This window comes from Rhodococcus jostii NBRC 16295, from assembly GCF_001894825.1.
Classification (GTDB): Bacteria; Actinomycetota; Actinomycetes; order Mycobacteriales; family Mycobacteriaceae; genus Rhodococcus_F; species Rhodococcus_F jostii.
Genome location: NZ_BCWY01000006.1, coordinates 109,862 through 129,873, shown reverse-complemented (window position 1 = coordinate 129,873; position 20,012 = coordinate 109,862). Strand labels below are relative to the sequence as shown.

General features: G+C 66.8%; 22 protein-coding genes, 1 tRNA gene and 1 other RNA gene. 17 read left to right on the top strand and 7 right to left on the bottom strand.

The annotated features are described in order from the left end of the window. Window positions 1–30 precede the first annotated feature (30 nt). From RJ1_RS07015 to RJ1_RS06995, 5 genes are all read right to left on the bottom strand, one after another. On the bottom strand, window positions 31–1,665 hold the full coding sequence (locus tag RJ1_RS07015) for an acyl-CoA synthetase (RefSeq protein WP_073359237.1): 1,635 nt from the start codon (window positions 1,663–1,665) through the stop codon (window positions 31–33). A gap of 184 nt (window positions 1,666–1,849) precedes the next feature. Beyond that, entirely contained in the window at window positions 1,850–3,055 is a 1,206-nt protein-coding gene (locus tag RJ1_RS07010) for an acyl-CoA dehydrogenase family protein (protein WP_073359236.1), read from the bottom strand. Window positions 3,056–3,083: 28 nt separating this feature from the next. After that, window positions 3,084–4,496, bottom strand: a complete 1,413-nt coding sequence (locus tag RJ1_RS07005) for an acyl-CoA dehydrogenase family protein (RefSeq protein WP_073359235.1) — start codon at window positions 4,494–4,496, stop codon at window positions 3,084–3,086. A gap of 532 nt (window positions 4,497–5,028) precedes the next feature. Beyond that, entirely contained in the window at window positions 5,029–5,817 is a 789-nt protein-coding gene (gene hisN, locus RJ1_RS07000; RefSeq protein WP_073359234.1) for a histidinol-phosphatase, read from the bottom strand. Between the two features lie 49 nt (window positions 5,818–5,866). Then, window positions 5,867–6,361: a beta-class carbonic anhydrase gene (locus RJ1_RS06995; protein WP_073359233.1), complete on the bottom strand. Its 495-nt coding sequence runs from the start codon at window positions 6,359–6,361 to the stop codon at window positions 5,867–5,869. A gap of 166 nt (window positions 6,362–6,527) precedes the next feature. On the opposite strand from RJ1_RS06995, the gene prfB reads away from it, so the two are divergent. From prfB to RJ1_RS45755, 16 genes are all read left to right on the top strand, one after another. After that, window positions 6,528–7,634, top strand: a complete 1,107-nt coding sequence (gene prfB / locus RJ1_RS06990; protein ID WP_073359314.1) for a peptide chain release factor 2 — start codon at window positions 6,528–6,530, stop codon at window positions 7,632–7,634. A 5-nt stretch (window positions 7,635–7,639) separates the two neighbouring features. Further along, window positions 7,640–8,536: a mechanosensitive ion channel family protein gene (locus RJ1_RS06985; protein ID WP_073359313.1), complete on the top strand. Its 897-nt coding sequence runs from the start codon at window positions 7,640–7,642 to the stop codon at window positions 8,534–8,536. After that, window positions 8,533–8,994: an Rv3103c transmembrane domain-containing protein gene (locus RJ1_RS06980; protein ID WP_073359232.1), complete on the top strand. Its 462-nt coding sequence runs from the start codon at window positions 8,533–8,535 to the stop codon at window positions 8,992–8,994. Before RJ1_RS06985 ends, RJ1_RS06980 begins: the two co-directional genes overlap by 4 nt. A 54-nt stretch (window positions 8,995–9,048) precedes the next feature. After that, a complete protein-coding gene (gene ftsE / locus RJ1_RS06975; RefSeq protein ID WP_005240222.1) occupies window positions 9,049–9,738 on the top strand; it encodes a cell division ATP-binding protein FtsE in 690 nt (229 codons plus the stop codon). A 79-nt stretch (window positions 9,739–9,817) separates the two neighbouring features. Then, entirely contained in the window at window positions 9,818–10,723 is a 906-nt protein-coding gene (gene ftsX / locus RJ1_RS06970; protein WP_073359231.1) for a permease-like cell division protein FtsX, read from the top strand. A 76-nt stretch (window positions 10,724–10,799) separates the two neighbouring features. Continuing rightward, window positions 10,800–11,273: an SsrA-binding protein SmpB gene (smpB, locus tag RJ1_RS06965; RefSeq protein ID WP_073359230.1), complete on the top strand. Its 474-nt coding sequence runs from the start codon at window positions 10,800–10,802 to the stop codon at window positions 11,271–11,273. Next, window positions 11,270–12,136: a DMT family transporter gene (locus RJ1_RS06960; protein ID WP_501193849.1), complete on the top strand. Its 867-nt coding sequence runs from the start codon at window positions 11,270–11,272 to the stop codon at window positions 12,134–12,136. The genes smpB and RJ1_RS06960 overlap by 4 nt, the downstream gene beginning before the upstream one ends. Before the next feature lie 95 nt (window positions 12,137–12,231). After that, window positions 12,232–12,603, top strand: a transfer-messenger RNA (tmRNA) gene (gene ssrA / locus RJ1_RS06955). A 96-nt stretch (window positions 12,604–12,699) separates the two neighbouring features. After that, window positions 12,700–13,071, top strand: coding sequence for a fluoride efflux transporter FluC (locus tag RJ1_RS06950; RefSeq protein ID WP_073359228.1), 372 nt, complete (start codon window positions 12,700–12,702; stop codon window positions 13,069–13,071). Next, complete coding sequence (gene crcB / locus RJ1_RS06945; RefSeq protein WP_073359227.1) at window positions 13,068–13,412, top strand: fluoride efflux transporter CrcB; 345 nt, start codon at window positions 13,068–13,070, stop codon at window positions 13,410–13,412. Before RJ1_RS06950 ends, crcB begins: the two co-directional genes overlap by 4 nt. A gap of 73 nt (window positions 13,413–13,485) precedes the next feature. Continuing rightward, the gene (pgm, locus tag RJ1_RS06940; RefSeq protein ID WP_073359226.1) at window positions 13,486–15,117 is read left to right on the top strand and encodes a phosphoglucomutase (alpha-D-glucose-1,6-bisphosphate-dependent); all 1,632 of its coding nucleotides are present in this window, start codon (window positions 13,486–13,488) and stop codon (window positions 15,115–15,117) included. A gap of 59 nt (window positions 15,118–15,176) precedes the next feature. Further along, a complete protein-coding gene (locus RJ1_RS06935; RefSeq protein WP_073359225.1) occupies window positions 15,177–16,403 on the top strand; it encodes an MFS transporter in 1,227 nt (408 codons plus the stop codon). 26 nt (window positions 16,404–16,429) lie between these two features. After that, window positions 16,430–16,918: a MauE/DoxX family redox-associated membrane protein gene (locus tag RJ1_RS06930; RefSeq protein ID WP_073359312.1), complete on the top strand. Its 489-nt coding sequence runs from the start codon at window positions 16,430–16,432 to the stop codon at window positions 16,916–16,918. Between the two features lie 41 nt (window positions 16,919–16,959). Next, window positions 16,960–17,691, top strand: coding sequence for a DsbA family protein (locus tag RJ1_RS06925; protein ID WP_073359224.1), 732 nt, complete (start codon window positions 16,960–16,962; stop codon window positions 17,689–17,691). Window positions 17,692–17,853: 162 nt separating this feature from the next. After that, window positions 17,854–17,926: transfer RNA gene (locus tag RJ1_RS06920), tRNA-Ala, on the top strand. 86 nt (window positions 17,927–18,012) lie between these two features. After that, on the top strand, window positions 18,013–18,222 hold the full coding sequence (locus RJ1_RS45755) for a hypothetical protein (RefSeq protein WP_011598322.1): 210 nt from the start codon (window positions 18,013–18,015) through the stop codon (window positions 18,220–18,222). Between the two features lie 269 nt (window positions 18,223–18,491). On the opposite strand, the gene RJ1_RS06915 is transcribed toward RJ1_RS45755, so the two are convergent. Beyond that, complete coding sequence (locus RJ1_RS06915; RefSeq protein WP_073359223.1) at window positions 18,492–18,893, bottom strand: PAS domain S-box protein; 402 nt, start codon at window positions 18,891–18,893, stop codon at window positions 18,492–18,494. Between the two features lie 124 nt (window positions 18,894–19,017). Here RJ1_RS06915 and RJ1_RS06910 point away from each other — a divergent pair, with 124 nt between their 5' ends. Continuing rightward, window positions 19,018–19,503: an acyltransferase gene (locus tag RJ1_RS06910; RefSeq protein WP_073359222.1), complete on the top strand. Its 486-nt coding sequence runs from the start codon at window positions 19,018–19,020 to the stop codon at window positions 19,501–19,503. Here RJ1_RS06910 and RJ1_RS06905 read toward each other — a convergent pair. Next, entirely contained in the window at window positions 19,443–19,967 is a 525-nt protein-coding gene (locus RJ1_RS06905; RefSeq protein WP_073359221.1) for a MarR family winged helix-turn-helix transcriptional regulator, read from the bottom strand. The genes RJ1_RS06910 and RJ1_RS06905 overlap by 61 nt on opposite strands. Between the last annotated feature and the right edge of the window lie 45 nt (window positions 19,968–20,012).

The following is a 20,012-nucleotide window of genomic DNA, read 5'->3' as shown; positions in this document are numbered from 1 at the left end:
GCGTGCCGGGGGTCAGGGGTCGCGTAGCGGTCAGCTCTCCGTGACGTCCATCTCGATCAGTACGCGACGCAGCAACTTGCCGGTCGCGTTGCGGGGGAGTTCCTCGATGAAGATGATCTCGCGGGGCACCTTGTACCGCGCGAGGTTCGCCTTGACGTGTGCCTTCATCTCCTCGGCGTCCTTCGTGGCCCCCGGGCCGGGTACGACGAAAGCCCTGAGGCGATGACCGAATTCGGAGTCCTCGACGCCGATCACGGCAGCCTCGATCACGTCGTCCCGGTCGGCGAGCAGGTTCTCGACCTCGAGGGGATAGACGTTCTCGCCTCCGGAGACGATCATGTCGTCGTCCCGGCCGTCGACGAAAAGCAGGCCGTTGCGGTCGAAGTGTCCGACGTCGCCGGTGGACAGGAGGCCGTTGATGCGCTCCTTGTCGCGACCGTCGGTGTACCCGGAGAAGCTGAGACCGCTGGCGACGAAGATGCGTCCGACGGTGTCGGGTTCGGTGATCCGTCGACTCGACTCGTCGTAGAGCGCTACGTGGCAGGTGACCGGCGCCCGGCCGGCCGTGCCCGGTGCCAGCGCGAGGTCCGCGGGAGTCGCGACCGTGGCGACGGCCACCTCTGTGGAGCCGTAGAGGTTGTGGAGCACCTCGCCGAACGCGGCGGTGGTGCGCTTGCAGAGGTCGGGGGAGAGCGCCGAGCCGGCCGCGAAGATGATCTTCAGGCTCGACGTGTCGTACTTGGCCAGGGTCTCCGGCGCGAGGTCGATGATGCGCTGCAGCATGGTGGGGACGACGACCAGTGTGTCGCAGCGGTGCTTCTCGACCAGACGAATCGTGTTCTCGGGATCGAACTTGCGATGCATCACCACCGTCTGGCCGAGTGCCAGTGCGAGGGCGAACTGAGACACCCCCGTCCCGTGGAACGCGGGAGCCGCCATCATCATCGTCTGTCCGCGCCGCAGCGGCACCCGGTCGAGGAACTGGGCCGAGGCGAGCGGCGACGTGTGTCCGCGCGGAGCGCCCTTGGGTGTGCCCGTGGTGCCGCTGGTGAGCAGGACGAAGCCGCCGAGCGTGGACGGGGCGGGCAGTGAACTGCGGTCTCTGCCCTCCATCAGTTCATCGAGGGTGCGGACCTGCGACGTCGAATCGTCGTCGGCCCATGAACGGTAGGCGATCACCTCGTCGGGGAGCGCCTCGGCGACTGCGTGGAACTCGTCGTCGTACACGAAGGCCTGAACCTGTTCGCGTGCGGCGACGTCGACAAGTTGCGGCCGGGCGAAACCGGTATTCATCAGCACCAGTTTGGTGCCGTTCTTGGCGGCGGCCAGCATGGTGAGCACCAGACCCCGGTGATTGCGGCACATGCAGCCCATAACCGAACCGGGAGTGATGCCGTCGGCCTGCCACGCCCGCACCAGGGCGTTGGACTGTTCCTCGATGTCGGAGTAGGTGAGCGAACCGCGCTCGTCGATCAGGGCCACCGCATCGAGCCCCGCCTCGGCATTCGCGTGGACAGGTCCTGCGAACGGACCGTACTTCCGCACCGCCAGAATGGATCGGATGCCCTGGTCGACCCGGGGAAACGGAACGAGGCCTGCGCGGTTCATCACCCGTACCGCTCCCACGGTGTCCGTGATCTTGGTGAGGAATTGCTGAGCTGGCATGGAGAACCCTTCCGGCTGCGATGACGGATTTCCCGTTCAGCGTAGATGAAGAAAACGGTCCAGCCACGCGGTCCGGCGAAGCCGGACGCTCAGGGAAACGCGCAGGAGAACCAGGTACGAAGAAGCCCCCGCCGCAGGTGAGCGCGGCGGGGGCTACACCCCTCGCGAGGAAAGTCCCGAGCTGCTACTTCAGCTCTGCGGACGACTTCCCGAGCAGACGGCGGGCGACGATCAGCTGCTGGATCTGCTGCGTGCCCTCGAAGATGTCGAGAATCTTGGAATCGCGTGCCCACTTCTCGAGCAGCGGGCGCTCCGAATATCCCAACGTGCCGGCGAGTTCGACGGCCTTGAGGGAGATGGCCGTTCCGGTGCGACCGGCCTTCGCCTTCGACATGGACGCCTCGAGTGAGTTCGGCTTCTTGTTGTCCGCCATCCACGTCGCGCGCAGCGCGAGCAGGTAGGCGGCTTCCCAGTCGGCCTCGAGCTGCAGGAACTCGGCGGCAGCCGCGTGCTGGTTGTAGACGGGGGTGTCGTAGGAGATCTCGACACCGGCGTCCGACAGGATGCTGCGCAGTTCCTCGAGCGCCGCCCGGCCCAGGCCGACGGCCATGCCGGCGACGATCGGACGGGTGTTGTCGAACGTCTGCATGACGCCGGCAAAGCCCTTCTCGACGTTGACCTCCGGCGTACCGAGCAGGTTGTCCGCGGGGATCCGGCAGTCCTGCAGGAGCAGTACCGCGGTGTCGGACGCCTTGACGCCCAGCTTGTGCTCGAGGCGGGCGACGCTCAGGCCCGGGGCGTCGCGCGGGACGACGAACGACTTGATCGCGGCGCGGCCCTTGGTCTTGTCGACGGTGGCCCACACGACGATGTGGGTGGAACGCTCGCCGGCCGTGACGAAGATCTTCTCGCCGTTGAGGACGTACTCGTCACCGTCGAGGACCGCGGTGGTCGTGACGGCGGCGGAGTCGGAACCGAAGCCGGGCTCGGTGATGGCCATCGACGCCCAGACCTTGCCGAAACGCTCGAGCTGCTCGTCGGTGGCGACCGCGGCGATCGCCGAGTTGCCGAGGCCCTGGTAGGGGATGGCCAGGGTGAGACCCACGTCGCCCCAGCAGGTCTCGATGACGTTCATCAGCGACGACATGTTGCCGCCGTTGACGTTTCCGATGACCTTCGGCTCGTCGCCGCGCCCGAGGGCGGCACCCGCCGCACCCTTGCCGGAGTCGTTGAGGCCCTCCACCATGGCGGCCATGGTGTCGAGTTCCTTGGGGTAGGCGTGCTCGGCGAGATCGTACTTGCGGGAGATCGGCCGGAAGATTTCTGCCGCGACCTGGTGAGCCTGGTTCGCGGAGGCTTTGAGCTTCTTGGGAAGTTCGAGGTTGATCATGACAGTTCCTTAGTTCGAGTCCGGCCGCTCAGATCAGGACGATGCCCTCGGCGACGCCGATGGCGCGCAGATCGCGATACCAGCGCTCCACGGGATGTTCCTTGGTGTAACCGTGGCCGCCGAGCAGCTGGACGCCGTCGAGACCGATCTGCATGCCCTTCTCGGACGCCAGCTTTCGGGCGAGCGCCGATTCGCGGGCGAAGGAGAGTCCCTGTTCGGCGCGTGAGGCGCCGCGCAACGTCACCAGACGCAGTCCGTCGAGTTCGATGCCGATGTTCGCGACCATGAACGCGACCGCCTGACGGTTGCTGATCGGCTCACCGAACGCGACCCGCTCGTTGACGTACGGAATCACGTAGTCGAGGACGGCCTGACCGGTGCCCACTGCGAGCGACGCCCAGCCGAGGCGGGCCAGCCGGATGGCGTCGGCGTACTCGGCCCTCCGCACGTCGGCATCGGCGTCGCCGAGCAAACCCGACTCGGGTACCGCGACGTCGGTGAGGTTGAGCCGGCCGATGCCCGCGGCGCGCAGGCCCATGCTCGGATCCGCCTCGACGACGAGTCCCTTGGTGTCGGCCTCGACGATGAAGAAGGAGGGCTTGCCGTCGAGTTCGGCGGCCACGATGAACAGCTCCGACGAGGCCGCGGCGGGGACGAGGCTCTTGACGCCGTTGAGCTTGTAGCCGCTGGGGGAGCGAACGGCCTTGGTCTGCAACGCGAACGGGTCGAACAGTGCGCGGGGCTCGTTGACGACGACGGCGGCATTCGGAACCTGCTCGCCCGTGAACGAGGGGAGGTAGGTCTTCTGCTGGGCGTCGGTGCCCCACTGGGTGAGGGCGACGGCGACACCGCTCGGCGCGAGGATCGGCAGCGCGAGCCCCATGTCGCCGTGGGCGAGGGCCTCGGCGACGAGGGAATTGGTGACGGCGCCCCGCTCACTGGCGGCTCCGTCGAGTTCCTCGGGGACGTTGATGAGGGTGATGCCGAGTTCGGCGGCACGCTTGACGAGATCCGCGGGCGCGGCGGCGGCAGCATCGGCGTCGTGGCCCGCGGGCCGCAGGATCTCGGCCGCGAACTCGCGCACGGTCTCGACGATCATCTGCTGCTCGTCGCTGGGGGTGAGGTCGAAGTAGCCGGCCTTCGCCGTCGGGTTGTCGGGGAGACGCTTCGGGGCGCCGCCGCCGGACACCTTCTGGAAACCGCGGGTCGCGGCGCCGAGTGTCTTGAATCCGGTCTTGGTGCCTTCGTAGGTTACCCGGTCGATCGTCTGGCGCAGGTTGTACTTCTCGGCCAGGTCGGAACCGGTGATCTTGGTCAGCACTCGCATCGCGGCACCCATGGCGTCGCGCTTGACCGGATTCAGGCCGACGGCGGACGTGTCGCGGGTCTTCCGCTTCGCGCTGTCGTGGGGGACAACAGTGTCTTGCTTGCTCATGATCACCAGCTGTTTCTCGGTGTTCGGGCGTGGACACGATCTATCTTACTCAGCGGTAAGGTTGGTGTCTACTATCGAGTAAGTTCCACCGCCGAAGACCCTCCCGACGGCGCGCCGGCTGCGTCCCCTCATGCGTCTCGCGCCGGTGGTGCTCGTGTCTCTCCTGCTGCTCGCGAGCACGTTCCGCGGCGAGTACCGAGTGTCGCCGGCCTACCGCCTGTTCTGAATGATCAGCGGAATATCGTCCAGGCCATACGTTTTCGGCAGGTCGAGGCCTTCGGTCGTATCGTGGTCGCCGTCGCACCTGGCCGGGACGTGCATGCGGATCTCGGACGTGCCCGCTCGCGCGGTGAGTGTGAAGTGCCGGACGCCGGCGTCGTCCACTGTCGACGCCGCCAACGGCGGAATCGGGAGTCGCGGCTCAGGAGACATTTTTGGTGACGGACACCGGCGGTCCGCCCTCCTCGGGGACGAGGATGACCGGACCCGACTCCTCCGCCGAAGCTTGTCAGGAGTATCTGTCCGTGTTACCCCGACGTCAGTGCGAGCGCAGTCGGGACAGCGCCTCGTCGTGCAGCAGCGTGTTGGTGGCCAGTGCGCTGCCCCCGTGCGGACCGTCGGCGCCGGCCAGGTTGGTGAACCGGCCACCGGCCTCGCGCACCAGCACGTCGAGGGGTGCGAGGTCCCACAGCGACACCTCGGGCTCGGCGGCGATGTCGACGGCGCCCTCCGCGAGCAGGCAGTAGGAGAAGAAGTCGCCGAATCCGCGGACCCGCCACACGTCGTCGGTGAGGGTGAGGAACTGTTCGCGGATACCCAGTTCCTTCCAGCCCGACAGGCTCGAGAAGGTGAGGCTGGCCGAACCCAGTCGGTCGACGGCCGACACGGAGAGGCGAGCGGGCTCGGACCCGTCGAACGTCGACCAGGCGCCGGTACCCGACGCGGCCCACCAACGGCGCGCGAGTGCCGGGGCACTCACGACGCCCACCGTGGGAACACCGTCCTCGAGCAGCGCGATCAGGGTGGCCCAGATCGGGACGCCCCGGACGAAGTTCTTGGTGCCGTCGATCGGGTCGACCACCCACTGCCGGCCCGAGAACTGCGCGGCACCGCCGAACTCCTCACCCAGGACGGCGTCCGCGGGCCGCTCGGATTCCAGCGTCGCCCGAACTGCCCGTTCCACGGCCAGGTCGGCGTCCGTAACCGGCGTCAGGTCCGGCTTGTCGTCGACCGAGAGGTCGAGCGCCCCGAATCGGGCCCTGGTGATCGCGTCCGCCTCGTCGGCGATTCGGAGGGCGAGCTGCAGGTCGGCGTGGAGGTCGGTCACGGTCGCTCAGATTACTCGTAGCGCGTACTGGTACCGCGCCGGCGCGAACTCAGTCGATCTTCACTTCTGCGAGCTTTCCGGTGGCGACGTCGAAGACGAACCCGCGGAGGGAGGTGGTTGCCGTGATGAACGGGCTGGACTCGATCCGGCGCAGCGACTGCCGGACGTCCTCGTCGAGGTCGGCGAATGCCTCGGCCGACCACGCCGGCTTGATCCCGACCTCTTCCTGGATGGACTTCTTGAAGTCGTCGTCGGTGAACGTGAGCATCCCGCAGTCGGTGTGGTGGATCAGGATGATCTCTGTGGTGCCGAGCAGTCGCTGGCTGATCGCGAGGGATCGGATCTCGTCGTCCGTCACCACCCCGCCGGCGTTGCGGATCACGTGCGACTCGCCCTCCTCGATGCCGAGGATCCGGTAGACGTCCAAGCGCGCGTCCATGCAGGCGAGGACCGCGACGTGCTTGCTGGGAGGGAGGGGGAGCGGCCCGGTGAATCCGGCCGCGTAGGCCTCGTTGTTCTTCAGGTACTGGTCGGTCACGGTCATCGTCGACTCCGTCCGGGATGGCGGCACATGCATGTGCGTACCCGTGCATGGAACGCGGTGGGTGCGGTGCCGGCAATGCTTCCACGCGACGTGATCGGAAGGGGTGACTTCCGCCGGGACGAAGGGGTGACAGGGCCCCCGCCCGCACCCGGTAACCTTGGGAACCGTGCATCCCGACGTATCCGCAGACCTCAGCGAGCTCGACACCACTCTCCGTACCGTCGAATCGGTGCTGGACGTAGAAGAGTTGCGCCGCCGCATCGACGAGCTCGAACACCAGGCCGCCGATCCCGAGCTGTGGAACGACCAGGAGCACGCCCAGCAGGTCACCAGCCAGCTGTCGCACTCCCAGGCCGAATTGCGCCGCGTCGAGCAACTGCGATCGCGGCTCGACGACATGCCGGTGCTCTACGAACTCGCGGAGGACGAGGGCGCCGACGCGATAGCGGACGCCGACGCCGAACGGCACAGCCTGCGGGAAGACATCGCCGCGATGGAAGTCAAGACGATGCTCTCCGGCGAATACGACGAGCGTGACGCGCTGGTCAACATCCGCTCCGGCGCCGGTGGCGTCGACGCCGCCGACTGGGCGGAGATGCTGATGCGGATGTACATCCGCTGGGCGGAGAAGCACGGCTACGGCGTCGAGGTCTACGACACCTCGTATGCCGAAGAAGCCGGCATCAAGAGCGCGACGTTCGCGGTGAAGGCGCCGTACAGCTACGGAACCCTGTCCGTCGAGATGGGCACGCACCGGCTGGTCCGGATCAGCCCGTTCGACAACCAGGGCCGCCGTCAGACGTCGTTCGCCGAGGTCGAGGTCCTGCCCGTGGTCGAGACCACCGACCACATCGACGTCAACGAGAACGACGTCCGCGTCGACGTGTACCGCTCCTCGGGTCCCGGTGGTCAGTCCGTCAACACCACCGACTCCGCGGTCCGGTTGACGCACATCCCGACCGGCATCGTCGTGACCTGTCAGAACGAGAAGTCGCAGCTGCAGAACAAGGTGTCGGCGATGCGCGTCCTGCAGGCCAAGCTGCTCGAGGTCAAACGCAAGGAGGAGCGCGCCGAGATGGATGCGCTCAAGGGTGACGGCGGCAGTTCCTGGGGCAACCAGATGCGGTCGTACGTGCTGCACCCGTACCAGATGGTCAAGGACCTGCGCACCGAGTACGAGGTCAACAACCCGTCCGCCGTGCTCGACGGCGACATCGACGGATTCCTCGAGTCCGGCATCCGGTGGCGGATGCGCGAGAATCAGGCGTCCTGATTCCCGTGGAGACGACGGCAGCGATGTTCGCCCCGACCCGGAACCTACTCGACTGGCTCTCGTCGTCGGGGCTGGCGGTCTCGCTCACCGTCCTCGGGGCCGTCCTGATGGCGAGACTCGTCAACTGGGGCGGCAGCAAGATCACCGACCGGATCGACAACAACTACAAGCAGGGCGACGCCCTCGTCCGATCCGAGGCCACCAAGCACCGGCACTCGGTGGCACAGGTCATCACCTGGGTGATCATCACGATCATCTACGTCATCGCGACGATGAAGGTGCTCGACCAGCTGAATCTGCCGATCGGCAGCCTCGTCGCACCGGCGACCGTGCTGGGTGCGGCGCTCGGCTTCGGCGCGCAGCGCGTCGTCCAGGACATCCTGGCCGGATTCTTCATCATCACCGAACGGCAGTACGGGTTCGGCGACACGGTGCAGTTGGCGGTCACGGGGTCGTCGGAGGACGCCGAGGGCGTGATCGAGGACGTCACGCTCCGCGTCACACGGATGCGGAATTCGGACGGTGAGGTCATCACCGTTCCCAACGGCCAGATCGTCAAGGCCGTCAACCTGTCCAAGGACTGGGCGCGGGCCGTGATCGACGTGCCCGTACCCGCCTCGTCCGACATCAACCGGGTCAACGAGGTGCTCCACCAGGTCGGTGTCGAGGCCTTCGCGGATCGCGGACTGAAGAAACTACTGCTCGACGAGCCGACTGTGATGGGAGTGGAGAGTCTGACTGTCGACGAGGTCAGCGTTCGCGTCGTGGCGCGGACTCTGCCGGGTAAGCAGTTCCAGGTCGGCCGCGCCCTGCGCGTGCGCATCGCCACCGCGATGAGGCGACAGGGGATCACCGTCGAGCCGGACCTCCAGACGGTTCAGGTAGCGGAGGGCGAGGGATGACCGACGAACCCCGGCGGGGGCTCGACCGGATCCTGCACTCGTCCGTCCTTCCCGCCAAGATATTGGGCGGCCGGGTGCGGACGTCGACGTTGGCGCTGTGCATCCTGTGGGTGGTGCTGTACACGCTGTACACGTACCTCAACCCCGCCGAAGAGGTGGTCCAGGGGCCCGTCGCGCCGGCGGTCGTTCCCACCAGGGAGGCACCCGCCCCGGAGACCACGTTCGCGCCGTCGACGACCGAGTACACCACGGAGCCGACGTCGGAAACGCTCACGACGACCGAGTCGACACCCGAACCGACGCCGCAGCAGACGGCGCCCACCGGGACCAGTCAGGTGACGACGACTCCGACGCTGCCGTTCGGGATTCCCAACCCGTTCCCGCCTGCGGCGACGGGCACACCGCCGACCACGTCTTCCGTCCCGACGACGTCGGTGACACCGCAGAGTGGGGGATGACGCCGCGCGTCGCTCCATTTGGTCACTGTTCGATAACGTCTAGACTGGCTCCTCGTGATCAGCGTCGAGAATGTGTCGAAGTCGTACAAGACCTCCACGAGGCCCGCCTTGGACAAGGTGAGCGTCGAGGTGGACAAAGGCGAGTTCGTCTTCCTCATCGGCCCGTCGGGCTCGGGAAAGTCGACCTTCATGCGCCTGCTCCTCAAGGAGGAGTCGCCGACGTCGGGTGACATTCACATCGCGGATTTCCACGTCAACAAGCTCTCCGCCCGGCGTGTGCCGAAGCTGCGGCAGAGCATGGGCGTCGTCTTCCAGGACTTCCGGCTCCTCCAGAAGAAGACCGTGTCCGAGAACGTCGCGTTCGCGCTCGAGGTGATCGGGAAGCCGCGCGCGATGATCTCCCGGACCGTCCCGGAGGTGCTCGAGATGGTCGGTTTGTCCGGCAAGGCCGATCGACTCCCCACCGAACTGTCGGGCGGTGAACAGCAGCGTGTCGCCATCGCGCGGGCGTTCGTGAACCGGCCGCTCGTGTTGCTGTGCGACGAGCCCACCGGCAACCTCGACCCGGAGACGAGCCAGGACATCATGCTGCTGCTCGAACGGATCAACCGCACCGGGACGACGGTGGTGATGGCGACCCACGACCACCACATCGTCGACTCGATGCGCCGCCGCGTGGTGGAACTGGACCTCGGCAGAGTGGTGCGCGACGAGGCTCGGGGTGTGTACGGCGTGGGGCGTTAGCGCCCTCCCTGCACTCCAGCTTCAGTACTGTCCCCCAGCCACTGTCCCCCAGTCGTCTACGAAGGACTCTGATTCCCCGATGCGTGCCAGTTTCATTTTCAGTGAGGTCCTGACCGGCCTCCGTCGCAACGTCACCATGACCATCGCGATGATCCTCACCACCGCGATCTCCCTGGGCCTGTTCGGCAGCGGGCTGCTGGTGGTGCAGATGGCCGGCAAGACGCAGCAGATCTTCCTGGACCGCGTCGAGGTGCAGATCTTCCTCACCGACGACATCTCCACGTCCGATCCGGGCTGCGAGGGGGAGATCTGCAGTGTGCTGCGCAAGGAACTGGAGGAGACGCCGTCGGTGGTGTCTGTGGAGTACCTGAACCGGGACGACGCCGTGAAGGACGCGACGGAGCGGGTGTTCAAGGACCAGCCGGAACTCGCCGCGCTCGTCAGCCCCGACAGCTTCCCGGCGTCGTTCAAGGTGAAGCTGAGCGATCCCGAGCGTTTCGGGGTGATCAACGAGAATTTCGGCACCCGCCCGGGTGTCGAGAGCGTCCTCAACCAGCGCGAGCTGGTGGAGCGTCTCTTCAGTGTGCTCAACGGTGTGCGCAACGCCGCGTTCGCGATCGCGATCGTGCAGGCCGTGGCCGCAATTCTGCTGATCGCGAACATGGTTCAGATCGCGGCCTTCACCCGGCGCACCGAGGTCGGCATCATGAGGTTGGTCGGCGCCACCCGCTGGTACACGCAGTTGCCGTTCCTGCTCGAGGCGGTGGTCGCCGCCCTGGTGGGTGCCGTGCTGGCCATCGTCGGGCTGTTCACCGCGAAGAACATGTTCATCGACGACGTGCTGTCGGACGTCTACGAAGCCAACATCGTCGCCCGGATCTCCAATAGTGACGTGCTGTTCGTCTCACCGGTACTGGTGCTGGTGGGCGTCGGAATGGCGGCGGTCACCGCCTACGTGACCCTGCGCTTGTACGTCCGCGAATAATTCGCCTTGCTCCTTCTCCTATGCTGGAGGATACGAACTGTTCACCTCGGACATCGCGGACTGAAAGGCCCGGAACGTGAAGGAAAAGGGCCGCAAGGTCATTGCGACCAACCGCAAGGCGCGTCACAACTACAGCATCCTCGACGTCTACGAGGCGGGCATCGCCCTCCTCGGCACCGAGGTGAAGAGCCTCCGCGAGGGCAAGGCGTCGCTGGTCGACGCGTTCGCCACCGTCGACGACGGCGAGGTGTGGCTGCGCGGACTGCACATCCCCGAGTACACCCAGGGAACGTGGACCAATCACGCGCCGCGCCGCACCCGGAAGTTGCTGCTGCACAAGCGGGAGATCGAGCACCTCGTCGGCAAGACCCGCGAGGGCAACCAGACCCTGGTTCCGCTGTCGATGTACTTCTCCGACGGCAAGGTCAAGGTGGAGCTCGCGCTCGCGAAGGGTAAGCAGGATTACGACAAGCGCCAGGATCTGGCCAGGCGAACCGCCGAGCGCGAGGTGACCCGCGAACTCGGACGCCGAGTCAAGGGCATGCGCTGACCTCCATCCTGCTCGCGCTCGTGGCCGCGATCGGTTACGGCGTGAGCGATTTCGTCGGGGGAGTCGCGTCCCGCCGGGTGGCGGCCCTCCGGGTCGTCATCGTGTCGTATCCGCTGTCGCTGCTGATCGTGCTCGTGATCGCTCCGTTCGCCGGCGGCACCCTCACCACCACCTCCGTCGTCTGGGGAGCCCTGGCCGGAGTGGCCGGGGGCGTGGCGGTCTGGTGGTTCTATCTCGCGCTGGCGTCGGGGCCGATGTCGGTGGTGTCGCCGCTGACGGCCGTGCTGGTTGCCGGTATTCCGGTACTGATCGGGCTCGTGTTCGGTGAGCGGCCCGGGCCGATCGCGTTCATCGGCATCGTGGTGGCGCTCGTGGCCGTCGTCCTCGTCAGCCGGGAATCTCCCGACGAGACCGCGGGCGAGGTCGCCGGGGGCAGGGTGTTGCGCTTCACCCGGACCGTGGCGCTGCTCACCGTCGGATCCGGCATCGCGTTCGCGCTCTCGTTCGTCTCGTTGCACCAGATCGGTGACGACGGCGGGATGTGGGCGCTCGCCGTGTCGCGTGCCGCGGCGACCGCGGTGGTGTGGCTCGTCGCGTTGTCCGCCGGCCATTTCGTGCTGCCGCACGGCGAACCCCTCAAGCTCGCCGTGTACGTGAGTTTCCTCGACGTCCTGGCCAACGCCGCCATGATGTACGCATTCCAGGGCGGGCTGCTGTCACTCGTGAGTGTCATCGGGTCGCTCTACCCCGCCGCCACGGTGCTGCTGGCGATGGTGATGCTCGGGGAACGGGTGAGCAAGATGCAGCAGGCGGGCATGCTCCTCGCCCTCGCCGCCGTCGCGATGATCGCCGTGGCCAGCTGAAACACGCCCAAGGGCACCGGTAGGCAATATCGGGATGATTCCGGACGATGTTCGCGTTACACTAGGTGGCCCCGCGAGACTCGTGGGGCACGTACGGGGCTGAACGGTTTCGACTGCGTACGTTGAGGTAGGGGAAGCGTGTCGGTGCAGGCAAGAGACCACCGTGAGCGTCGCTGCAAACATATAAGCGCCGATTCCAATCAGCGCGACTACGCACTCGCTGCCTAAGTAGCGACTGCGTGTCTGTCAGTCCGGGTTCGCCCTCGGTCCGGGTACTGGCATCAGCTAGAGGGCTTTACCGTTCGACTCGGTCGCGGAGTCGAATGGGACAACCAACAGCGACTGGGATCGTCATCCTGGCTTGTTTGCGAGACTGGGAGATCCAAGTAGAGGCATAGCAAACTGCACACGGAGAAGCCCTAGCTTTGCTGCGGAGGACCCGGGTTCAATTCCCGGCAGCTCCACCAAGGTCCGGGTCGGACACCACCAGGTGTCCGGCCCGGATTTTTTGTGCCTGGTGGAGTTCGAACGACCCGCGGCGTCGCCGTGACACGATGTGAGCCGTGTCCCTGACGAAGCCCGTGGCCGTGGTCGCGCTGGGCGGTGCCCTCGGTGCGTCCGCGAGATTCCTCCTGTCCGAGCTGTGGCCGGGCATCTGGACCGTCCTCGTGATCAACGTGGTCGGTTCACTTCTGCTCGGCTGCCTGGCCGAGGTCCTCGGGCCGGACCGGTTGTGGCGGCTGTTCCTCGGAGTCGGTGTGCTCGGCGGATTCACCACCTTCTCGACCTTCGCAGTGGACGCCGTGCGGGAGAACGCGGCCACCGCGGCGCTCTACGTCGTGGCGACCCTGATACCCGCGCTGCTCGCGGCGCGGCTGGGCATGCTCGTCGGCCACCTGTACCGGCACCGGCGTACGCGGAAGGCCGTCGCATGACCGTTCTGCTCGTGGCGCTCGGTGGTGCGCTCGGTGCCACGACGCGTTACCTCACAGGCCGGTACGTCGACTCGTACCGCAGCTTTCCAGTGGCCACCTTCGTCGTGAACGTCGCCGGCTGCCTGATCCTCGGACTGCTGTCCGGGGCGTCGATGTCGGCGCAGACCTTCGCCCTCCTCGGCACGGGATTCTGCGGCGGACTGACCACCTATTCGACGTTCGCGGTGGAATCGGTGGGCCTCGCGCGGATCCGGCTCGCGCTCACCTCCCTCGTGTACGTGGTCGCGAGTGTGGCATTCGGACTGGCCGCCGCCTGGCTCGGATTCCGATTGACGACTTGAGGGCAGAGTCCTGCGCGAGGGTGCAGGATGGGTGGGTAGTCGAGTTCGATCCCGACGAGTTTCAGGAGGTCTCGTGGCGCACGACAGGGCGGGTCAGGTGGCACTGCCGGAAGATCTCGTCGACATCCCGCACCTGGTGACCGCGTACTACAGCGGTGTGCCCGACCCCGAGGATCCGTTGCAGCAAGTGGTGTTCGGGACTTCCGGACACCGAGGGTCGAGCCTCGATACGGCATTCAACGAGGCGCACATCCTGGCCACCACCCAGGCCATCGTCGAATACCGGGCGTCGCAGGGCATCGACGGACCGCTGTTCCTCGGACGCGACACCCACGCCCTGTCGGAGCCGGCGTGGACGTCGGCCCTGGAGGTCCTGGCCGCGAACGACGTGACGGTGCTGATCGATTCGCGGAACCGGTACACCCCGACCCCCGCGGTCAGTCACGCGATTCTCCGCTATAACCGCAGCGGCCCGGAGTCTCAGGCCGACGGCATCGTCGTGACTCCCTCGCACAACCCGCCCCGCGACGGCGGCTTCAAGTACAACCCGCCGCACGGGGGCCCCGCCGGCTCCGAGGCGACGACGATCATCGCCGACCGCGCGAACGAGTTACTCCGCCGGGACCTCTCGGGTGTGCGGAGAATCTCCGCGGACCGGGCGATCCAGCGGGCCGAGCGATACGACTTTCTCCGCTTCTACATCGACGACCTGCCGAGCGTTCTCGATCTCGACGCCATCCGGAGCGCCGGTGTGCGGATCGGCGCCGATCCGCTGGGCGGCGCGAGCGTCGACTACTGGGGCGCCATCGCCGACACCCACCGGCTCGATCTCGAGGTCGTCAATCCGCTCGTCGATCCGACCTGGCGGTTCATGACCCTCGACACCGACGGCAAGATCCGCATGGACTGCTCGTCACCGGATGCCATGGCCTCGCTGATCGGAGCCCGCGACCGGTTCGACATCTCCACCGGAAACGACGCCGACGCCGATCGGCACGGGATCGTCACTCCCGATGGGGGACTGCTGAATCCCAACCACTACCTCGCAGTGGCCATCGACTACCTGTTCTCCCACCGGACGGGGTGGGGATCGACGGTGAAGGTGGGCAAGACGCTCGTCAGTTCGTCGATGATCGACCGCGTCGTCGACAGCCTGGGCCGTGACCTGCTCGAGGTCCCGGTGGGATTCAAGTGGTTCGTCCCCGGACTTCTCGAGGGCTCGCTCGGATTCGGCGGTGAGGAGAGTGCGGGGGCCTCGTTCCTGCGTCACGACGGCGGGGTGTGGACCACCGACAAGGACGGGATCATCCTGGCCCTGCTCGCCTCGGAGATGACGGCCGTGACCGGCAAGACACCGTCGGTCCGGTACCGGGAACTCGCCGAGAAGTTCGGCAGTCCGGCCTACGCGCGCATCGATGCCCCGGCCAGCCGGGAGCAGAAGGCTGTGCTCGCGAAGCTGTCGCCCGAACAGGTGTCCGCCACCGAACTGGCGGGGGAGCCGATCACCGCGACGCTGACGAGTGCGCCCGGCAACGGAGCGCCGCTCGGCGGGCTGAAGGTCACCACGGATTCGGCGTGGTTCGCGGCGCGGCCCTCGGGGACCGAGGACGTCTACAAGATCTACGCCGAATCCTTCAAGGGCCCGGACCATCTCGCGGAGGTGCAGGCGGCAGCCAAGGAACTGGTCGCCGACGTCCTGAAGTAGGTGTTCGGGCGGGGTAGGTGCCGTCGCCGAAGCCGGGGCACCTACCATCGGATTCAACTATGAACACTCGCGCAGCCGGGCTGCCCGCCGGGCGTGGCCCGCGGATCCCTTCCGAAATCTGGGTGCTGGTCTCGGCCAGCTTCGTCATCGCACTCGGGTTCGGGATCGTCGCACCCGCCCTCCCGCAGTTCGCCCGCAGCTTCGACGTGAGCGTCACCGCGGCCACCGTCGTGATCTCGTCGTTCGCATTCATGCGCCTGGTCTTCGCCCCGGTCAGCGGACGGCTCGTGCAGAAGCTGGGGGAGCGGCCGGTCTACATCACCGGTCTGCTGATCGTCGCCGCGTCGACCGCAGCCTGCGCGGTCGCGGGCGACTACTGGCAGCTGCTGATCTTCCGCGCACTCGGGGGCATCGGCTCGACGATGTTCACGGTGTCGGCGATGGGCCTCGTCATCCGCATCGCGCCGGTCGACAGTCGTGGCCGCGTGTCCGGGCTGTATGCGACGAGCTTCCTGATGGGCTCGATCTCCGGGCCACTCGTCGGCGGGTTGCTCGTCGGCTTCGGCCTCCGGGTTCCGTTCGTCATCTACGCGATCGCCCTCGTCATCGCCGCGGCCGTCGTCTTCGTGAGCCTGCGCGGTTCCCACCTCACCGCGCCCGACGCCACCGTTGCCGGTGCCACCATGACGCTGCGTGAAGCCCTCGGACAGCCGATCTATCGGGCCGCGCTGGGATCCAACTTCGCGTTCGGCGGTGTGATCTTCGGCGTGCGGGTGGCGATGGTCCCGCTGTTCGTCGTCGAGGCGCTGCACCGCGACGCCGCCCTCGCCGGTATCGCCCTCACCGTGTTCGCCGTCGGGAACGCACTCGTCCTCATCGTGTCGGGACGGTTGTCGGACGTGTACGGCCGCAAGCTGTTCGTCCTGCTCGGCCTCCTCGTGTGTGGCGCCAGCACCGTCGGGATGGGCCTCAGTGAGAACCTCCTGGTTTTCCTGGTGCTGTCGGGCATCGCAGGTATCGGTTCCGGTGTGATGAGTCCGGCACAGCAGGCTGCGGTCGCCGACGTCGTCGGCGCGAAGTCCCGCGGTGGTCCCGTGCTGGCCACCTTCCAGATGGTCGCGGATGTCGGCGGAGTGCTCGGCCCGGTCGGAGCGGGTCTGCTCGCTCAGCACCTGTCGTACGCGGTCGCCTTCGGCGTGACCGGAGGGGTCATGCTCCTCGCTGCTGTGGGGTGGCTGCTGGTGCCGAACAAGGCGGCACCCAAGGTGTCGGTCGAGGCGGTCTGACCGGCGACTTCGGTACGCTCGTTCGGGTGTGGATCAAGATCGTCTCCCTCCTCGCCCGGCTGTCTCTCGCCGCCGTCTGGCTGGTCTCCGGCGCACTCAAAGTCGCCGACCCCGCCCAGACGATCATCGCCGTCCGTGCCTACCAACTGCTGCCCGAGGACCTCGTACGACCGGTTGCCAACACGTTGCCGTTCTTCGAGATCGCCCTGGGCCTGCTCCTGCTGATCGGGCTCGCCGTCCGCGTCACGGCCTCCGTGTCGGCCGTACTCCTGCTCGTGCTCATCGGCGTGATCGTCTCGGTGTGGGCCCGCGGGCTGTCCATCGACTGCGGATGCTTCGGCGGCGGCGGTGCGGCCGACGTGAACGGCTGGGACTACACCAAGGAAATCCTCCGGGATGTGGCCTTCCTCGCGCTGGCAGCGTGGTTGATCGTGTTCCCGCGGTCGCCGTTCGCGCTGGGGCTCGGCTCCCGCACCACTCTCTCAGTGACCCCTCAGCAGACGGTGGCAGAGTAAGCATTCGGTAAATCGATCCGACGTCGAAGGACTGCATCCACGTGAGCGCGAAGAACAAGTACAACCCGCAGCCGGAATCCAGCCGGTCCACTTACATTCTCGGTGGGCTCGCCGTGCTGGTGATCGCCGTGCTGGTCATCGGGGGTGTGATCTGGCAGAGCAACCGCAGCAAGCCGCGGAACGACGGTTACGGTGGCGTCCAGAACTCCGAGGTCCAGGTGGCATTGCAGGACGACGGCGTGGTGCTTCTCGGTCGTCCCGACGCGGCCACCACGATCGATCTGTTCGAAGACCCGATGTGCCCGTACTGTGCCGAGCTCGAGAACAAGAACGGGCAGGAACTCGCCCAGGCCGTCGACGACGGCAAGGTGGCCGTCCGCTATCACGTCCTGAACTTCCTCGACCGGCTCTCGGCGAGCGGTGACTACTCCACCCGGGCAGTCGCTGCGTCCGAATGCGTCGCCGAAACCGGTGACGCCGTGGCGTACTCGGCGTTCCATGCGGCCCTGTTCTCGCCGGCGAATCAGCCGAAGGAGAACGGCAGCTCCGACCACACCAACGAGGAACTCGCGCGGATCGCCAGCGACGCCGGAGCCTCCGACGCGGCCGCCCAGTGCATCACCACCGGTGCGAAGGTGGAGCAGGCCCGGGCACACGCCGAGGCGGGACGTCAGGCCCTCGCAGCAAGCGGTGCGACGGGCACGCCCGCGGTGGTGAAGGACGGCACCGTGATCGACGCGCTCTCCAACGAGAACTGGGTGTCCCAGCTGTAGGCGGCTCCGCCGCCCGTGCGCCTTTGTGGTAGCTGGAACAACCAGAAAGGCGCACGGGCGCGAAGCGCCTCTGACCAGGCGATTTGTTGGCCCGGTCGGCAATGGTGTAACTTTCTTCGAGCACGGAGGAAGTGATTCCGAGTGCGGAGAACAACCGAATACGGGGCTATGGCGCAGCTGGTAGCGCACCACACTGGCAGTGTGGGGGTCAGGGGTTCGAGTCCCCTTAGCTCCACTTTCGAGAGAAGCCTCCCATCCGCAAACCTGCGGATGGGAGGCTTTCCTCATTCATCCCCGTTGTGCCGGTGGGAGACTGGCGTCATGACATTCACTGTGACGCATCGATCATTCGACCAATTGGCGGAGTTCGCCGTCACCGACTTCGGCGACGACGACAGCTACAGCATCCACGAGTCCGGGGCCCTCGTCATCGTCCGTGCCGCCCGGGAGTTGATCTACGCCCCCGGCAGCTGGTTCCTGGTGGAGCGGGAGGACGGGCAGGAGGACGGTTCGCCCGGCAACTACATGTGACCGTCCGGCAGACACCGGCGTGATGGGAACATGTGTTCGATAGTGGGGTAGATTCGACGTGTGGCTGCCAGAACGGAAACCGCGCCGGGACGCTGTCCGAACGGCCACCTGCTGGCCGCCAACACGTGCCTGGTGGGGTGGGAGGTGTGCGGGTGCCCGACGTCGAACAACGGTGGGCACCGCACCCATTTCTGCCGGCGATGCGGCGCCACGATCCGGACTCCGCCGTGCAGCTGCCCGGCCCCCGGCGAGGGGCGGTGATCGGACCGCTATCGGATGGGCTGCCTCGCGGCCGTCGGATTGCCCCAGATCGTGTCGGATTCGTCCTGGAGGACGAGCGCGACCAGTCTCTCGGTGTCCGCGGTGAACGTGGATGCTGCGACGCGCACCCAGATCCAGTGCCCGGCGCGGTGTCGGATCCGGAGATGCGCTGTCGCGCTGGGGTTTTCCGTTCCGAGGACCCGGGCGAGCATGGCGCCCCACAGTTCGCCGTCGTCGGGGTGGAACAATTGCTCGTGCTCGAGGTCGGCGAATTCCTCGGTGCCGTAGCCGATCAGGGCGGCGCATGCGGAGTTGCTGAATATGACGTTTCGTTCCCGGTCGTGAACGCTGATCGCATGCGGGATGGACTCCACCAGTGCAGCGAATCCGTCGCTATCCAGTTCTCTCACAGTCCCCCTCTGTATTCTTCGTCGGCCACATAGTACGCCGGACCCCGGATTTTCGGGCGGTTAGACAGTTAACGACGAGCAATCTTCGGTCCGTGGAGCTGCTCCCCGGGGATAGGGTGACGGGGTGCGCTTCGTCACCATCGTTCAGGCCTCCGCGTTCGTCCCCGTCTGGCTGCGCGTGCTCCTGCTGATGGCGGCGGGCGCGAAGGTGTGGGGAGCGGGCATCTACTCGGGTTGCCACTTCGGCGGCAAGGACATCTCGATGGGTGTGGGAACGTTCGTGAACCGCGGGGTGCTGTTCGACGGGACCGCGCCCATCACGCTCGGCAGGCAGGTTGCTGTCGGGCATCGTGCGCAGTTCATCACGAGCACTCACGACATCGGTCCGTCCTCGGGTCGGGGCGGGCGGGTGGTCGATCGCCCGATCGTGATCGGCGACGGCTGCTGGATCGGCGCCGGCGCGATCATCCTTCCCGGAGTGACGGTGGGGGAAGGGTGCGTCATCGGCGCGGGCACGGTGGTCACTCGCGACTGTGAGCCGAACGGGCTCTACGCCGGCTCACCCGCGCGTCGGGTCCGCGACCTCGGCGCCGACGCGTCCGTCGGCTGACTGCGGGTCTGTCGCTCGCCGGCGACCGCACGGTTCACGCCGTCGAGAAACCGCGAGATGGTGTCTCTTTCGGTGGCGTCGAAGCCTTCCAGGACGGCTGCCGTCCGGTTGATGAGCGGTCCGAAGAAGGACTGGCCGAGGTCGACGGCACGGGGGGTCACGGCGAGCAACGACCGGCGGCGGTCGTCGGCGTCGCGGTCGCGCCGGATCAGCCCGGCACTCTCCATGCGGTCCAGGAGTGCGGTGACGGAGGCCGAGTTGATGCCGAGCTGACTTCCGAGCCATCCGGGGGTGGCGGGGAGGTCCGCGCGGTCGGCGTCGAGGATGCAGATCAGGGCGCGGAGATCGGTGGTGTGCAGTCCGTGCAGTTGCGCGAACTCGGCGCCGAGCAGGTTCAGCTCGACTGCGAGCCCGCGCAGCCTGTGCACGGTCTGTGCGTCTTCGTCCGGATTCACGCTCTGCAATCTACTGCGACTCTTCTCTCGATTGTCTAGTATCTCGACTATCGA

What these genes read in the sequence shown, in the direction of transcription:
- RJ1_RS06935 (WP_073359225.1), top strand. Translation starts at nt 15,177, where the DNA reads ATGAACACTCGCGCAGCCGGGCTGCCCGCCGGGCGTGGCCCGCGGATC.
- RJ1_RS07015 (WP_073359237.1), bottom strand. Translation starts at nt 1,665, where the DNA reads ATGCCAGCTCAGCAATTCCTCACCAAGATCACGGACACCGTGGGAGCG.
- crcB (WP_073359227.1), top strand. Translation starts at nt 13,068, where the DNA reads ATGACCGTTCTGCTCGTGGCGCTCGGTGGTGCGCTCGGTGCCACGACG.
- RJ1_RS06995 (WP_073359233.1), bottom strand. Translation starts at nt 6,361, where the DNA reads ATGACCGTGACCGACCAGTACCTGAAGAACAACGAGGCCTACGCGGCC.
- RJ1_RS06980 (WP_073359232.1), top strand. Translation starts at nt 8,533, where the DNA reads ATGACCGACGAACCCCGGCGGGGGCTCGACCGGATCCTGCACTCGTCC.
- RJ1_RS45755 (WP_011598322.1), top strand. Translation starts at nt 18,013, where the DNA reads ATGACATTCACTGTGACGCATCGATCATTCGACCAATTGGCGGAGTTC.
- RJ1_RS07010 (WP_073359236.1), bottom strand. Translation starts at nt 3,055, where the DNA reads ATGATCAACCTCGAACTTCCCAAGAAGCTCAAAGCCTCCGCGAACCAG.
- ftsX (WP_073359231.1), top strand. Translation starts at nt 9,818, where the DNA reads ATGCGTGCCAGTTTCATTTTCAGTGAGGTCCTGACCGGCCTCCGTCGC.